Raw genomic sequence first — 16,711 nt, 5'->3', positions numbered from 1 at the left:
CGGTTTGAGACAGTTTTTATGATTATTTGAGGCGAATAGCGAGCTATTCAACGAAAAGAATCATAGAAAATGGCCAAATCCGGCTTTTTCGCAGTAGGTCAGTGGTAAGTCCGACAGGCTCCTAGAGAAGGTGCGAAAAAGGAAGGTTTCTGTTCAGCATCCGATCAACTTTCTATCCGGGAGACTGTGGTTGGTCTTTCGGTTAACTCGATTGGCTGCAGGTTGGGCTTTATCAGACTGTTTCATGTAATATGGCCTGTCCTTTTACTGAAGTAATGTGATGCCCTGAGGGGAATTAATGAAACAATGGCAAGTAGATAGCTGGAGAGAAATGCCTGTCATCCAGCTGCCAGAATATCCCAATCAAGATCACCTGCAGCAGGTGGAGCAGCAGTTGCATGGCATGCCGCCGCTGGTCTTTGCCGGTGAGGTAAGAGCTTTGCGCCAGAAATTGGCTGCAGCTACTCAGGGCAAGGCCTTTCTGTTGCAGGGAGGTGATTGTGCTGAGAGTTTTCTGGAGTTCTCTGCAGATAACATCCGGGATACCTTCAAAGTATTAATGCAGATGGCCGTAGTGCTGACATTTGGTGCCAGTTGTCCGGTTATTAAAGTAGGTCGTATGGCAGGCCAGTTTGCCAAACCGCGCTCATCAGGCACGGAAATCATTGATGGCGTTGAGCTGCCTATTTATCGTGGCGATATCATCAATGGTATGGAGGCGACACCTGAAACCAGAACTCCTGACCCTGAAAGAATGCTCAAGGCTTATCATCAGGCTTCATCTACTCTGAATTTGCTCAGAGCATTTGCTCAGGGTGGTCTGGCTTCTCTGGAACAGGTTCATGCCTGGAATCTGGATTTTGTCGCCAGCAGTCCACAGTCTGAGCAATACAGCCATCTGGCCGATCGTATCGATGAAACGCTGGATTTCATGAAGGCCTGTGGTATTTCCTCCGAGCATTCCAGAGTCATCAGCGAGACGGATTTCTATACTTCTCACGAAGCATTACTGCTGCCTTATGAACAGGCTATGACTCGTCAGGACAGTATCTCTGGCAACTGGTATGACTGCTCAGCGCACATGCTCTGGGTAGGCGACAGAACTCGTCAGGTTGAAGGCGGTCATGTTGAATTCGTTCGGGGAATCCATAACCCGATTGGTCTGAAAGCGGGTCCTACCATGCCTCCTGAAGATCTGATCCGCCTGATAGATCTGATCAACCCTGAGAATGAACCCGGTCGTTTGAATGTGATTGTGCGTATGGGAGCTGACAATGTTGAAAAGCATCTGCCAGAACTGATTCGTACTGTTGAACGAGAAGGCCGCCAGGTATTGTGGAGCTGTGATCCAATGCATGGCAATACATTCAAGGCATCCAGCGGTTACAAGACTCGTGAAGTCAGTCGCATACTGCGTGAAGTGAAGCAGTTCTTTGCTGTGCATCAGGCAGAAGGTAGTTATGCGGGTGGTGTTCACTTTGAAATGACCGGCCAGAATGTGACTGAGTGTATCGGTGGTTCCCGTGCGGTGACCGAAGACTCTTTGGGTAATCGTTATCATACTCACTGTGATCCAAGACTGAATGCTGATCAGGCACTGGAACTGGCTTTCATGATTTCTGACACACTGAAAGACTGCCGCAAGATGCGCGAAAGCTGATCACAATGAAATGAAAAGTCGGGTTGAAATCCTTCAGGGGGATATCACCACCATCGCGGTGGATGGCATTGTAAACGCCGCCAACTCAGCACTGGCTGGAGGAGGTGGAGTCGATGGTGCGATTCATCGGGCGGCAGGAGCAGAATTATTGCAACAAGCCTGCCGTCATTTTGATGGGTGTCCCACCGGTGAAGTGAGATCGACTCCGGCTTTTAATCTCCCTGCCAAAAGGATCTTACACACGGTTGGTCCTGTCTGGCAGGGAGGCCAATCCGGCGAATCGCAATTGTTGGCAGCCTGTTATCGCAATACTCTCAGTCAGGCCGCTGTGGAAGGTTTACTAACCTTGTCTTTTCCTGCCATTAGCTGTGGGGTATATGGATATCCTCACCAGCAAGCAACAGAAATTGCTTTGTTTGAGACCAGACAGTTTTTATCCGAAAATCCTCTTCTTCAAAAAGTCTTTTTTGTATTGTTCGACCAGCCTCTTCATGATCTCTACCAAGAGACCTACAGCAAGATTTTTGCAATTTGACAGCAAGCGACTCAGGTATAAAATTAATTGAAATGCGGCGTGTGGCGCAGCCTGGTAGCGCATTTCGTTCGGGACGAAAGGGTCAGAGGTTCGAATCCTCTCACGCCGACCATCTCTTCTGATTTAAACTCACTTCACTTCAGTTTTAAAAATAGACTTCTAAAGTCGTTTTTTAATGATGGATGTTTATTTGTTATTAAATAAATTAATAACATTAAATTCTAGTATCTTAAAATTTAATGTTGGTAAAGTTTGATGGGGTTCAAAATAAATTTAAGTTTATAGATGACTTTTTCTTTCATTCGAATGATTGTTTGTTTTTCTTGTTATTGAAATGTTTTCACTTCGTTTATCTTTGCACTGATGTGTAAATTAATAGTGTTGAAGTGAAGTTTAATTTATTGCAGACTCAAAAAGTCCTTTTCAAAGTGTTTCGTTTTTAGAGCTCCAATAAAGTAAATGATTACTTCAGTGTTGCTCACTATAAGAATAAAAATAAAACAACTGCTTTGATTTCAAATGGATTCTACGTATTCGAATAGATATTGGCGAGTGGTCGCAGGGTTTCGCTTGTTTAATTGAAAATGAAGTTTTATGTAGCCAATTTTAAAAAGCACGACCATTTTAAACCAACCGATTTAATTGGGCGTAATTGTTTATGGATCGCAGGTCGTTTCTCAAAGGGGTTGCAGGCACTGCACTGATACCAGCGGTTAATCTGGTTCAGGCGGGTGAGAGCTCTTCTTTTCCAACTCAGATCATGCAAGCGAGTCTGGGTCCTTCAGCAGGCAAGCTGGATATATTACACGGACAACTGCCTTCAGATATTTTTGGTCACGTCTTTATGGCGGAGGGCATTTCTCTTGAGCCAGGTCATCTAAGCCCTAATGGGCGAGGGGCACTGGTTCGTTTCGACTTTAATAACCAATCCGTTTCTTTCACCCGAAAGATGATCGATACCCCCGCTGCTTTAATGCAAGATCGGGTTGATTACTGGGCAGACCGATTTCGTTTATTAGGCGGGTTAACTTATTACAGCCCGAGTATGGGTTTTGCTGATTATTGTAATACTGCCCCCAATTATCTTGGGGATAATCGGTTTGCTCTGAGTTACGAGGGTGGGGTTCCCTATGAGTTTGATGGAGTAACTCTCGATCTGGTGACTCCCATAGGCCGCTATGATGAATGGGAAAGGAGTCTTCCATCCTGGATGAATACCCTGACGCCTGACAAATGGTTGTTTCCTCAAATTAGAACGACTGGTCACCCATACTTTGATCTTGAGTCCAATGATTGTTTCACCATTAACTACGGCGGAAATATTTCAAATCTGGGAACAAGGCATGGATTTATACGACTCATTAAGTGGGATAAAGAAGGGCATTTAAAAAGCTGGAATATTATTGGGAGAAATGGAAAGCCGGCTTTTATTAAAGCGACGGCCCACTCTTTGGGAGTGACCCGGAATCATATTCTGGTTTTTGAAACGGCTGCACAGGTTGAGCCCCTTCGGATGATTGGTATTCGTTCTGTGGATGCTCAAAGACATCGAACGCCCATCTGGATTATTCGAAAGAAAGATCTGGTTGAAGGTAAGGGTGTGGTAATCGCTGATTATCTGGAGCTGGATTTTGATACCTCCGACACTATGTGTAATTACGATGATCATGAAAATGAGATCACGCTTTATGGTCAGTACCTGGGGGCCATGGACAAGTCGGAAGCCCAGTATTTCTGGGACAAGCTTCACTTTGGTGGTCGGGTTAAAAAAGCGATTGCGGGTTATCCGGCAGCACCCGTAGATGTGGGAGGACTGGTAAGGGGCAGGATTCAGGTTTTACCTGAGGGCGCAAGAGAGATCCGGGATGACTTCAGACTGATCCGGGATGATCAGTTGTTCTGGGACATGAACGATCCCGCTTATCGAGGACACTTCCAGTTTCCTGAAACGTTTGAACATATCTATTGGGCTGCAGTCGGTTATAGAGCCGGCCATGTCGTTAAGCGGGTAACCGACGCCTATGAGGATTATCCCAATCGCTTTTATAACAATGAAAACCTCCCTGACTATGATCAGCCTTCAGCGCTTATTCATTTCGACTGTAATCGTATGGTGGTCACGGATGCTTATCAGTTTCCTGAAGACTGTGTGATGAGAACGCCACAGTTCATGGCCAGACAGGGGTCTACGGCCCAGGATGATGGCTACATTTTCACAGCGGTTGTTCGCAAGTTTCCTACACAGAACATGGGTAATGGTAAAGAGATCTGGGTGTTTGATGCCGACAATCTGGATCAGGGACCTGTTGCCATTCTGGGCAGTACTGATCTTAATTTTGGTACCACCAATCATGCACTCTGGGTACCACAGATAGGTCCAAGACCTTCGGACCGTTATAAAGCCGATGTATCTGACTTCTTCCGCTCCAGATTAGACAAACACCGGAGTCAGGTCAGAGCCGTCATAGAGCAAGAGATTCTCCCTCGTTTTGGTTGATTGAAAGTTATTCGTGAGGAAGTTCTACGTTTCATGAAGTTTCTGAGCTCGTAAGTCCTCATGAATTAGGTCCTGACATGCATTTCTCAACAGCAAGGAAAAAAATAATGAGAAAGACGAAGTGGGCACTGTTAACTATTTTATTGAGTTCTGCCCTGGGGACTGGTTTTGCCCTGCATTCCAGTGAGCAGGAGAAAACAATATCGAACTATCAAGGTACCTATACCTGTCAGCCAGGTGCTATCTATGACCCCTCGAATATTGAGGAGGTCCAGACTGTGGTGTCCGACGCCCTGTCTCAGGGCAAAAAGGTCATGACCGGGAATCGCAAATTTGCCAGTCAGATTGATGCGGCCTGTGCCGGGGATGGTCAGGTACAAATCACCCTGAAAAACATGAATAAGGTGACCAGACTGGATACTGCCAAAAAACAGGTCACCGTTCAGGCAGGCATGCGCTTTAACGATCTGAATGATTATCTGCGACCTCAGGGATTGGCTGTGAACATGGTGACGGAGCTGGCAACATTCACCATTGGTGGCATGCTGGGAAGCGGCACACATGGTTCAACACTGCAGAAGCCCAGCAATATGCTGGCTGATTATGTCACCGGGATAAAGCTGGTTGATGGTAAAGGAGAGGTGCGGACTCTGTCGGGTGATCTTCTGGATGCCGCAAGAGTTAACCTGGGTGTGCTTGGAGTCGTGGTCGAAGTGACCCTGCAGCTGGAAGATGCTTTTAAGGTCAGGGCTGATGTGAAGGGCTACCGTAATGATTCCAACCTGGAAGAAGTGGTTCTGGATATTGCCCGAAACAATTATTCTGCCAACATCGCCTGGTTTCCCGGTTTGGGGCGTTATACGACGACACTCTATAATCCAGTACCCCTGGATACTCCTGGAAATGCCTACAATGCTCAGGCAGATGTGTCCAATATTGAAGAGTTCTTCTTTGGCCTGTTGTTCAATGCAGCTCATGAATTACCGGGAAGTGCAGTACAGTGTCTGGCGGCTGTAGCCCGTTATTCAAGCCGGTCAAAATCTTATTTCCGAGATATCAATACCGGTAAAAGAATCAAAAACAACCCAGTGGGTTTTTCTGATCAAATGCAGTACTTCAAGTGTAAGGATCCTGACAGCTGTATCTGGGATCGCTTACCCATTGCCCTTCAGGAAGTAGCCATTGATATTGAGCGTCTGCCGGACTGGATTCGGGATGTGCGCAAGATTGTGGATGAGCATCCCAAAACCTGTTTCCCGTTGAATGGCATTTATTTCCGGTTCGGAAAACCTTCCAAAAGCTACCTGGGCATGAGTGCGGGCAGAGAGACTGCATTTGTGGGTATTGAGTACACCCTGCTAAAAGAGGGGCGAAAGAACCCAAGAATTACTTTGTCAATCTTGAGATTGAACAGATGTCTCTGCGCAAATACGATGCTCGTCCTCACTGGGGCAAAAACTCTGTGGCTATTTTTGAAGGCATGCCAACGCGTTTTGATCATTGGCAGAATTTTCTGCAGGCCAAAAATGAGCTCGACCCCTACGATGTCTTCACTAACCCGTTCTGGGAAAGAGTCAGTGGCGAAGTCTCGCTGGATGACTATCTGACGCCGGGTTGTAATGCCCGGGGTGAATGTTATTGCCAAACCGATGAACACTGTGAATCCGGAAAGAGCTGCCAGCCGGGTTTGTATTTCACTGATGCCAAAATCTTCCGCTGAGCTCTGAATGTTTCATGGTGGCTCTGGTTTAAGAGCTGCCATGAAGCGTAGAAGGTTCTATTCCAAATTCTCAGTCTAGAAAGGATGCTCAATGAGGCTGTTTCGAATTATTGGACTCTTGTTGTTTATAGCATTTCCTGCTCATGCAACGGATCTTACGGATATTCGTCCACATGCACCCAGTGGGAATCCCTGGAGTGAGCAATGGTTTTTCTACATCAATGATCCCAGTGTGGGGTATTTCAAAGTCAGTGTGCAGACTTATCTGACTGCGGATGCCGGAACTCAGAAAGAAAAAGCCTATCTGCATTTTGCTTATGCGCCTGTAGGTGGCACTAAAAAGATATTTGATTACTTCTATGACCACGTAAATCTTCAGGGTGATGGGACTAACGGACATTTCCTGTTGGAGGTGCCAGGTGTCATCAGAGTTGATCAGGAAAGTGTCAGGTTGAGCACAAAAGACTTTTCCTTCGACATGAAATTCACGGGCCAGCACAGGCATTACTGGAATGGCAGCAATCCAGGGCGAAATCCTTTTGGTTTGGTGGGTGAATTACCAGGACTGAAGACAGAGTACTTTGTCTACACCATGGGGACTGAAACCCGCTATCACTTCGCTATGAATGATATTGAGCATGAGGGCACGGCGGTTACCTATCTCGATAAGGGCTGGTATGAAAATTACAAAAGTCAGGGCTTTGTTTTTGTCGGGGCTTTTCTGCCAGAAACTCAACTGATGATGACCGGAGGGTATCCTTCCACTTTTCCTCTGGAAATGTGGGTAGGACGCTTTCTGTCTGAACAGCAGGATATGCTCATTCGACCTTCCGTGGTGGGCCTGAGTGCTCGCAAAGTGTCCGATGCCTGCCGGGGTTATTTCAGTATTGAGATTAAAAAGCCTGGACGAAAAATCGAAGTTGAGGCGGAATCTGATCCCGCCAGCTTTTACCGTTCAACCATGCCCTCCATGGATATTCTGGGCGCACCCAAACCCGTTATGAAATCCATGAATGCTCGTATCACAGTGAAAATTTTCAAGTGGGGCAGGTTAGTGGAGGAAACTCTTTTTCCACAGGGACTGCTGGAATTCAGTGGTGATGAGATTTGTGAGGAATCAACAATCTAAGCCAATAACAACTGAAAAGGAGGAAGTGAGGTACAACAAAGAAACAGCATCATCAGAGAGACTCTGGATGGCAATCAATGCTCCGGAGAGGAGGTGTACAGGTGTTACAAGCATGGATGCCTGATCCCAATGTGATAACCACTCACAAGAAACCATCTCAAGGACACAAATAATGAATAATAAATTCCAGCCACTCTTGCTAGCAGTGGCATGTACGATGGCAACGAGTTCAGTCATGGCTGCTGATCTGGTCAATATGACCGATGCATCACTGTTGCAGCCTATGGCTACACACGCTTCTGCCACTCCCTCTGTAGACAGTTTTCGAGTGGTCAGACAGATTGCCCTGCCCAATGGCAAAGTCAAAGTCCGTTATGAGCAACTCTATCAGGGAGTGCCTGTATTTAATGCCTCTGTAGTGGCTACCCAGGGGGCTTCGGGCCTCTCGGAAGTCTCCGGGATGATGGCTCAAAATATCCAGGACGACGTTCAGTCGGTTCAACCCAGTATGGGGCAGAAAGAAGCTCTGACCTTAGCCAAAAACCACTATTTCGGCTCAACTCCCATGGCGGGTATTACCAAGGCACAGAGTACTGAAAACGAGAACAGTGTGTTGATGGTTCTGCTGGATGAAAACAATCTGGCACAGCTGGTTTATCGGGTTGATTTCTTTGTGGCTTCAGAGAAACCATCCAGACCTTTTTTCTTTATGAAAATGCTTTCTGGAATGGCAGCTCCATGACCTTTGGTGACGGCGCCAGTCGTTTTTAGCCATTGGTGGATATTAATGTCAGCGCTCATGAGGTCAGCCACGGTTTTACTGAACAAAACTCAGGCCTGGTATATCGGAATATGTCAGGGGGGATGAACGAGGCCTATTCTGATATCGCCGGTGAAGCCGCCGAGTTTTATATGAGGGGCTCAGTTGACTGGATTGTAGGGAGCGATATTTTCAAACAGTCCGGAGGGTTGAGGTACTTTGACACCCCTTCAAAAGACGGTCGCTCCATTGATCATGTATCCCAGTATTCCAGCGGTATGGATGTTCATTTATCCAGTGGTGTGTTCAACAGAGCATTTTACCTGTTGGCGAACAAATCTGGCTGGAGCGTAAGAAAGGGCTTTGAAGTCTTTACACTGGCTAACCAGCTCTACTGGACTGCTAATTCCAACTTTGATCAGGGCGGGTGTGGAGTAGCAAAAGCAGCGAGAGACAATGGTTACAATGTGGCCGATGTTGAGGCAGCTTTTGCAACAGTGGGTGTCGATGCCACTTGTGGAGGTACTACCCCTCCTGATGACAATGTCCTGAAAAATGGTGAACCTGTCACAGGTCTGTCAGGCAGCAGGGGCAGTGAAAAGCACTACAGCTTTACCGTGCCTGCCAATGTCAGCTCCGCAACAGTAAGAATCAGTGGTGGCAGTGGTGATGCTGATTTGTATGTTAAAGCGGGCAGCAAGCCAACCACTTCATCCTGGGATTGTCGTCCATATCGTTCGCGCAATCGTGAAACCTGCAGTATTTCTGTCAGCTCCGGGACGACTTACCATGTCATGCTGAGAGGCTACAGTAGCTATTACAATGTCACTCTGAGACTGGATTACTGATCCATCTCTGAAACCCTCCCTGTCCATGACAGGGAGGTCCACAGGATTATTGTTCTAACCAAAGACGAGCTGATCGGGCAGGAATGTAAAAGTCATGCCAGCGACTGGAAATATTTCTCACATCGCCACTGATGACATCCTTGTAGTCTTTGAACCAGTTCAACTCAAAATGTTGGGTATCAATCCAGTAATTAGAGCCCTGGTCGCATTTATTAATGCCAACCACACCTTTCTTGCCACGCTTGAAAATCAGCAGGCAGTCTGTTGCTCCAATGATCTGCATACTTTCACCACGAGTGGCATTATGAAAACGGATCATCGCTGGCAGATTGTTTTTCTTATGAGCGTCTACCCAGCGACCATTGTCATTACTCTCATTATGATCGGAGTAAACCAGGGGTGAACCACCATCCCTGCCTAAAAGATAGGCATAGGCCAGCTGTTCATCGTTTTCATTCATGATCAAATTTCGAAAGCCTTCATTGTTGGGTATGTCATGAGTCACGGTAAAAGTGATGGCTTTGTCATTCTGAAGAGCCTGGCCGAAGGCCAAAGGATTCACCAGTTGTCTAAGGCTACCGTTGAAAGCAAAGGCTTTCCTTAGTGTGGAAAACAAAGGGAAGTCATAAGCCCCATGACCTGTTCCCCGCAAGTAAGGTGTAAGGAAGGCGTCGTATTCTTGAGTGCCGGCACCACCAGAGGTGATGATCTCGCCAAAGACATGCATGCCTGATTTTATAGAAGTGGTGAACACCGCATTGATGTGTTGATTGGTCATATGTTTGGCAGCATCAACTCGAAAGCCCGTTACCCCTAAACCTTTCAATGCTTTTAAGTAGTTTCTTTGTTGGGAGATGACCCAGCTATTGTCATCCAGGTCGGGGAGTCCTGTATCGCCGTCGCCGCCACACAGGCGCAGGTGCTGTACCTGCCATACGTCGTTGTAGTTTGTAATACAGCCCGGGCTATGGAAATCACTGGCGGAAAACAGGTTAACATTGGGAGATCCAAACAAACGGTTTGCGGCTGTTGCTTCAGGGTTTGACTGATACTCAGAGAGCACTTTCTCACCCGGGTAATTCAGATCGCTGCGTAGTGCTGCTTCATTAGCCATATGATTCAACACAATATCGGCGTACACCCTGACATTGCGCTGCTTAAGCTGCTCTATCATCCGGACGAAGTCAGCTTTATTACCCAGGGGGTTGTCCAGTACTCGATAGTCTTGAGGCTGGTATCTTGCCCACCACTGATCACCGGTACTTCTCAGGGGAGGTGATACCAGAACCACCGAATAGCCCAGTTCGGCAATTTCTTCAGCCCTGTCGGCGACTTCAGAATATTTCCAGTTAAAGGCGTGGAGGATAACATCGGCTTTAGCCGCAGGGGCTGAGAGCAATCCCAGGCTAACTAACAGGGAGAGTATGAGCTTATATTTATTGCTTTTCATACTGGTTCATTCGCTGTATCGAGGCTTTCAGATTGTCAGGGTATCTGAATCTAGGCTTGTGTCCTCTTTAGCCTGATGCCTTCTGGTTCTTTAGTGATTTCTATCCTGGAAATACGGTTTTTATTTTTAAAAAGTCTTTCATTACGCAAGACGATATACCCGTTACCATTGCAGATGTGAGTAGGCGGCAAACGAACGAAGCCCCATGAGCCTACGAACAGTAGGTGATTGGGGTGAGCGAGAGCAGCCAACAACCTCACATCTCCAAGGGTGATGGGTATAAAAGGTCATTTCTATCGCTCGTAGCTGTGAACGAGGTTGAGTCATTTTATTGGTTTTTTAGTAAACAGCGCTGACTTTTTCAGTCATGTTGACACCCGGATGACAAAAGGTAAATCCCTGATTTTAGGGGAAGTTTATAAGCTTTTTGTCTTATTCTTTCTCAAGGTCATGGCGGCCAAGAGAAGATGTTATGACGGTTGGTGATTGTAAAAGTGACTGAAACTGGATGTAAGCAATCCAGTTTCAGATAAAGAATATAAGTGAGCTGACTTTTAACGGTCAGAATTTGTAAGTGACGGCCACGTAATGGCTGATCCCGGTAGACTCAAGCTTTTTAGAATCCTTGATCAGGTAGACATCTTTATAAAGCTTAAAGCCATATCCTGCCGCCCATCGCTCTGAGTGCCAGTAGAAGCCATTGAACATAACACCACCACTGGTTGCCTGCTCATTACCCTTGAACTTGTCTTTGGCTCCAAACTGGTAATCAATATATCCCTGGTAAGAAATAAAGCTATTGTTCTCAAAGTGAACGAAGGGCTTAAACCAGTTGGTGGAAATTTGGTAGCCGTTCCAGGCTTTTTTGTTGAGCTCATAAAGGCCATAAAGATTGACGCCGACTTTTCCAAACCAGGGCACCATGACATCGGCACCCAGACCCCAGAAAGAATTATTCACATCAATACTTTCCTTCACATCGCCATTGGAATCGGTGTAGTTGGCACCTCCACCTCCCCAGTTAAAAAGGGTTGAGAAGTAGAGCTCCTGAACCGGGCCAAAAGAAAGGTCCTTGCCCGTGATGGCATCCAAAGAAAAGCGGGGCTGAAGTTTAACAAAGGTTTTTGATGAGCCTTTCTTGTCGCTGTTGTCACTGTTGGTCAGGTTGAAAATATCCAGATAGCCATACAGGTCGAAAAAGCCGGATCGGCCACCAAATTCCATTTCTAGATAATCATGGCCCGAGTTGGCGTCCTTCGGTCTGGGAAGCTCTTTGTAAGCATACATCAGGTTGAACTGAAGCCATTTGTAGTCATTTTTGTGAATGTCATCTGAGTAATCTGCTGCGGGTGCAACAGTAGCCGCAACGGACAGAGCTGACGTCAGGGAAAGAGTCTGGAGGTACTTCATGGTCAGAATCCTGGGCAGGGCAAAAGAGAGTTCATGCTGAAAACCCTGAAAAGGTTAGACCAGAATTGGAGGAAAGCAGGTACTTGGTGCTGAGGTTTTCAGATTTAGATCGCTTGTTCAGATGATCCATTACCAAAAATAACGCGTAGAGCATGAGTATGAACGAGTGAAAGTGGAAGTGGTCGTTTTTTATCCACTTAAGGCAATGTGACAAATACTTTTGTCAAAGGCGGATCATTTTGGTAGATTAGCCGCCGTTCCGTGACGAGGGCTATAAAGCCTGTCGCGAAAAGAAAGACGGGGTATAGCGCAGTCTGGTAGCGCGCCTGCTTTGGGAGCAGGATGTCGGGAGTTCGAATCTCTCTACCCCGACCATTTTCTTGCAGAAGTTTCGTGTCTTCTGAAAAACACATCGGGGTATAGCGCAGTCTGGTAGCGCGCCTGCTTTGGGAGCAGGATGTCGGGAGTTCGAATCTCTCTACCCCGACCACTTTCCTTTCTTTATCTATCATTTCCATCAGTATCATTACTTTGTAAATATTGTTCATTTCTTATCGAACTCTCAGAGCTAATGTCTGTAGAATGACCCTCCGTTTTTATCAATTGGAGTATTAGGTGGTTACGCTCGTTGCGTATATTCTTGTCGCCCTTGGCGTCTCTTTTCTTTGTTCGGTGTTTGAAGCCGTTCTTCTCAGTATTTCACCCGCTTACGTCGTCAGCCTTGAACAGAAAGGGAATCGCTGGGCGCCACTGGTTCGGTCTCTGCACGACAGTATCGACAGGCCTCTGGCAGCGATACTGACCCTGAATACCATTGCCCACACGATTGGTGCAGCAGGAGCAGGTGCGCAGGCGACTAAAGTATTTGGTGATGCTTATCTTGGAATCTTTTCAGCCGTACTGACTCTGCTGATTTTGTTGCTCTCAGAGATTATCCCAAAAACAATTGGTGCCACCTGGTGGCAGCGTCTGGTTCCTTTTATGGCGGTCAGCGTGAACTTTATGGTCAAGTCTCTGTTGCCTCTGATCTGGGTCACTGAGCTGATTACTAAAAAACTGTCTCCTAAAGACAAGAAGAACCCCTATCTTCGCGATGAAATTCGGGCCATGGCCGATATAGGTGAAGAGGAAGGTGCCCTGATGGGAGCCGAATCGGATCTGATGAAAAATATGTTGCGTTTCAGGGATCTGAAAATCATAGAGATCATGACGCCGCGTTCGGTTCTGTTTACCCTTCCCGAAGTGACTACTACAGAAGAATATCTGGAGAAGTATTCGGACAATGCCTTTTCAAGGGTGCCTGTCTATGGCGAAGACCCGGATGATATTAATGGCTTTGTCAGACGTATGGATATTCTGGTGGCCCAGAATAAGGGTCAGAAAGTCAGTCTGGCTGCTCTAAAGCGTCCCTTGATGGCCGTTCTGGAAAATGAATCTTTGCCGGACTTGATGAGCAAGTTCCTGGAAAAACGCTGTCATATCGCGATGGTCGTGACAGAATATGGTGATATCCGTGGTGTTGTTACTCTGGAAGATATGATTGAAACCCTGCTTGGCCGGGAAATTGTCGATGAGAGTGACAAAGCGGTTGATATGCAGCAGGTAGCCAGACAAAAGTGGGCAGACAGACTGAAAATGCGGCAGTAAGACGAGTTGCCAGTCCATCGGCTGGCAACACTTTCAGTCATCACTGATGAGCAGCATTTCCGACTTGTAGCTGTTTCTGTCTATATTTGTTTGTTAACAACCAACAAAATGCACACAGAAGAAACTCCATGGCGACTTTAGAACTGGTTCCGGAATCCAATACTGTCCTGAGAACACCTACCACTCCTGTTACCGACTTTGGTCCGGATTTTCAGAAAATCGTGGACGATCTGTTTGAAACCATGTATGCCGTTAATGGGGCCGGTCTGGCAGCCACCCAGGTGGGTCTGGGGATCAGGGTGGCGGTGATTGACGTGACATCGGATCAAAGTCAGCCACTGGTGATTGTGAATCCCGAAATTATTGAGAAGTCAGGCGAGCAGAAGATGGACATGGGCTGTTTGTCACTGCCTGGTTGCTGGGCCGCTGTGAAGCGAGCCGGTTGGGTTAAAGTCAGGGCTCAGGATCGCCATGGCGAGCTTTTTGAGATCGAAGGTGAAGGGGTTCTGTCTGAAGCTTTTCAGCATGAAATCGATCATCTGGACGGCGTACTGTTTATTGATAAGCTGTCAGCGCTGAAACAAAAAATGGTGCGTCAGAGAGCCCGAAAGGTGATCAAGAAACACGAGAGAAAACAGAAATAAGGCTCCGGTAGGAGCCTTTTTTTTAGCAGATATTCAAGAGTTCTTGAGGTGTTTTTTCAGAAATTGTTCAGCCCTTCTATAGCCTTCAACCCAGGGTATATGCCGCAAGAATGAATGAACTTCGTCAGGTATGGCCATACCTTCAACAATAACGTTTCGCTTTCTCAGCTCATCGTAAAGCCTTTGAGATTCCTCGAAATGCACATTTCGGTCATCATCGGGATGAATCAGCAACACCGGTGACTGCCAGGTATCCAGGTAGTGCCAGGGCGAGCTCTCCAGCGCTTTCTTGGCTCGTTCTGTTACTTCTTCTATTTCTTCGGGTGCCATGCAAGAAAACTTTTCAGAGTTCCAGTGGCCTTGTCGGAATTCCCTGGGGAAATGATGGCAACCTTCTATATCAACTCCGGCTTTGAAAATAGCGCTGTCTTGGGCCAGTGCCATGGCTGTCAGATAGCCACCATAGGATTTACCCCAGATGCCGATTCTCTGGGCGTCGACATCAAGGCGGCCAGCCAGCCATTTTCCGGCGGCCTGGATATCCTGATACTCGGCTGCACCATTCCAGCAATAAGGACCGGGTTGCCTGAACGCCTTGCCATAGCCAGAACTGCCTCGATAGTTGAGCGAGAGCACAAGGAATCCCTGGGAAACAAGATACTGACAAAAAGCATAAGCGTAGGACAGACCGTGCCAATTGCTGAATCCTGCCAGAGTCTGGCACCAGGGGCCTCCGTGCAAAGTCAGAAGGGCAGGGAAGGGACCTTTGCCTTCGGGCTTCATTAATTGCCCATGGATCTCCAGACCATCTGTGGATTGAAAGCTGATGCCTTCCACTTTATGAAAGGAACGGCATCCGGCTTCGTAGGCAGGCTGACCAAAGCAGTGTACCTGCTGTTCGTCAGGCCGGATCAAAACGGGGATCAGAGGTTGTTGATCACCTCCCATAATCAGGCCTACAGCATTACCTGAGGCCACTGTAACAGGCTGGAAGGCAATGCTGCCTTCTGGGAGCAGGCTTTGCAGGTCTTCTTCGGAGCCATTGTTGAGGTTCAGGCGAGCAAGGTGGTAGCCGTGATGCTTGCCTTCATTATGGGTGTAATAGAGCCAGCCTCCATGTCGGTCAACGGCATAACTGTGAAGCAGGAACTCACCTTCAGTCAGTGCTTCAACCTGTCTGCGATCGATATCTACTCGATAAACATGGTCCCAGCCACTGGCTTCGTGACTGAACAACAGCTGTGACTCATTGACCCAGGTAATGGGTCTGTCCCCTTCCTGAAGACTCAGACCATGATCGTCAGGGCACTGCCAGAATTGCCGGGCTTTCATGGAGTTGGTGTTGATCACCCAGAGTTCAAAGCGATCGGAAAACTGATTGAACCAGAAGTCGGTAATGTCGGGTCTGACACCATGACATTTGAGATAGGCGATATGCTGGCCATCGGCAGACCAGGTGGGTTGCAGGTCACGGTCGAAACTGGGATTCAGCCATTGAATGCGATCCTGCCCGGGCGTGTGAATGCCAATAAAGCTGTGGCGGTATCGGGTAATGGTCAAGGCGAGGCGATCCCCTTGCTCTGACCAGCTTAATTCAGCAATCTTGCCACGGGTAGACAGGACTTCCTCGGGTTCCAGAGACTCGGACAAAGTGTCGATTTTGAACAGTTGACCTTTTCGGCAGAAATAGATTTCAGTGGATTCCGGTCTAAAGCAGGCCAGGTGAGTTTCGGCCAGTTCAACAGGCAGTGAGCCCCTGCTTTTGAGATCAATAAACCAGAGTGCTTGTTTCGGGGGCTGATTTAAGGAGAGGGGGTTAGGGTATTCATCCAGCTCATTCTTGCCCTCACCCCGGATAAACAGCAGAAAACGGCCATCATCAGAAATCTGCAGGCCGGAGATCATCTGACCATCATCCTCTCGCCAGGCTGTTACCTGAACAGGGTCGTAGCCAGGAGCGGAAGCAATAAACAGATTGCGAATACCTTTTGTGGTGCGAATCCAGGCCAGGCGATCTTTGTGACGTGCACTGACCATGTTCTGAGAGAATGTAAAGCCAAGGTACTCATCAAGGGATTGCATATAAGAAGCTCCACCAGAATTGTTCCCTTAAGGAAAGTTAACACAGCCCATTTACGCAAGCGCGTGGTTGTTTTGATTATCGGCGAAATGAAACGGTGTGAGCTATTTTGATTTAGGATCCGTTTTTTGTTGGGGTGTAGCTTTGTTCAATAAAAACATAAAAGGATTTCTTCGATCAGGACGTCGCTCGTTATTGATTGCTTTATCGGTTGAGCGTAAAACTCCGTACTTTGAGTGCGGGGATGTAAGCTCGTCGGCGATAGCCGACTAATGCGGTGTTCTCTGCTGCTGAACGTACTGTTTGATGACTTCTATAGGAGCGCCACCGC

General features: G+C 47.3%; 11 protein-coding genes, 3 tRNA genes and 2 pseudogenes. 13 read left to right on the top strand and 3 right to left on the bottom strand.

Annotated elements, in window-relative coordinates; genetic code table 11:
- Positions 1-298 precede the first annotated feature (298 nt).
- The 9 genes and pseudogenes from ACR2PX_RS13335 (at position 299) to ACR2PX_RS13295 (ending at position 9,149) form a co-directional block, all read left to right on the top strand.
- Positions 299-1,660 carry a class II 3-deoxy-7-phosphoheptulonate synthase gene (locus tag ACR2PX_RS13335; RefSeq protein WP_433999841.1) on the top strand — a complete coding sequence of 454 codons (1,362 nt, stop codon included), beginning with the start codon at positions 299-301 and terminating at the stop codon, positions 1,658-1,660.
- A 10-nt stretch (positions 1,661-1,670) separates the two neighbouring features.
- Positions 1,671-2,195: a macro domain-containing protein gene (locus ACR2PX_RS13330; protein ID WP_433999840.1), complete on the top strand. Its 525-nt coding sequence runs from the start codon at positions 1,671-1,673 to the stop codon at positions 2,193-2,195.
- A gap of 35 nt (positions 2,196-2,230) precedes the next feature.
- Positions 2,231-2,307 (top strand) — tRNA-Pro (locus ACR2PX_RS13325).
- 546 nt (positions 2,308-2,853) lie between these two features.
- Positions 2,854-4,692, top strand: coding sequence for a carotenoid oxygenase family protein (locus tag ACR2PX_RS13320; RefSeq protein ID WP_433999839.1), 1,839 nt, complete (start codon positions 2,854-2,856; stop codon positions 4,690-4,692).
- 197 nt (positions 4,693-4,889) lie between these two features.
- A pseudogene (locus ACR2PX_RS13315) lies at positions 4,890-6,412 on the top strand (D-arabinono-1,4-lactone oxidase); the annotation flags it as partial.
- 91 nt (positions 6,413-6,503) lie between these two features.
- The gene (locus ACR2PX_RS13310) at positions 6,504-7,541 is read left to right on the top strand and encodes a hypothetical protein (RefSeq protein ID WP_433999838.1); all 1,038 of its coding nucleotides are present in this window, start codon (positions 6,504-6,506) and stop codon (positions 7,539-7,541) included.
- 172 nt (positions 7,542-7,713) lie between these two features.
- Positions 7,714-7,971 (top strand): annotated as a pseudogene (locus ACR2PX_RS13305) (hemagglutinin); the annotation flags it as partial.
- 260 nt (positions 7,972-8,231) lie between these two features.
- Positions 8,232-8,312, top strand: a complete 81-nt coding sequence (locus tag ACR2PX_RS13300; RefSeq protein ID WP_433999842.1) for a hypothetical protein — start codon at positions 8,232-8,234, stop codon at positions 8,310-8,312.
- Between the two features lie 6 nt (positions 8,313-8,318).
- Complete coding sequence (locus tag ACR2PX_RS13295) at positions 8,319-9,149, top strand: M4 family metallopeptidase (RefSeq protein ID WP_433999837.1); 831 nt, start codon at positions 8,319-8,321, stop codon at positions 9,147-9,149.
- A 46-nt stretch (positions 9,150-9,195) separates the two neighbouring features.
- Here ACR2PX_RS13295 and ACR2PX_RS13290 read toward each other — a convergent pair whose 3' ends face one another.
- Entirely contained in the window at positions 9,196-10,599 is a 1,404-nt protein-coding gene (locus ACR2PX_RS13290; RefSeq protein WP_433999836.1) for an alpha-amylase family protein, read from the bottom strand.
- Positions 10,600-11,160: 561 nt separating this feature from the next.
- Positions 11,161-12,009, bottom strand: a complete 849-nt coding sequence (locus ACR2PX_RS13285; protein ID WP_433999835.1) for an outer membrane protein OmpK — start codon at positions 12,007-12,009, stop codon at positions 11,161-11,163.
- A 298-nt stretch (positions 12,010-12,307) separates the two neighbouring features.
- Between ACR2PX_RS13285 and ACR2PX_RS13280 the strand changes: the two genes are divergently transcribed.
- From ACR2PX_RS13280 to def, 4 genes are all read left to right on the top strand, one after another.
- Positions 12,308-12,384 (top strand) — tRNA-Pro (locus ACR2PX_RS13280).
- A 38-nt stretch (positions 12,385-12,422) separates the two neighbouring features.
- Positions 12,423-12,499, top strand: a tRNA-Pro gene (locus ACR2PX_RS13275).
- Between the two features lie 125 nt (positions 12,500-12,624).
- Entirely contained in the window at positions 12,625-13,656 is a 1,032-nt protein-coding gene (locus ACR2PX_RS13270) for a CNNM domain-containing protein (protein WP_433999834.1), read from the top strand.
- 128 nt (positions 13,657-13,784) lie between these two features.
- Entirely contained in the window at positions 13,785-14,300 is a 516-nt protein-coding gene (def, locus tag ACR2PX_RS13265; RefSeq protein WP_433999833.1) for a peptide deformylase, read from the top strand.
- A gap of 33 nt (positions 14,301-14,333) precedes the next feature.
- Here def and ACR2PX_RS13260 read toward each other — a convergent pair whose 3' ends face one another.
- Complete coding sequence (locus ACR2PX_RS13260) at positions 14,334-16,382, bottom strand: S9 family peptidase (protein WP_433999832.1); 2,049 nt, start codon at positions 16,380-16,382, stop codon at positions 14,334-14,336.
- Positions 16,383-16,711 lie beyond the last annotated feature (329 nt).

It is taken from the genome of Endozoicomonas sp., assembly GCF_051008435.1.
Classification (GTDB): Bacteria; Pseudomonadota; Gammaproteobacteria; order Pseudomonadales; family Endozoicomonadaceae; genus Endozoicomonas_A.
This window is presented reverse-complemented; position numbering and strand designations above follow the sequence as displayed.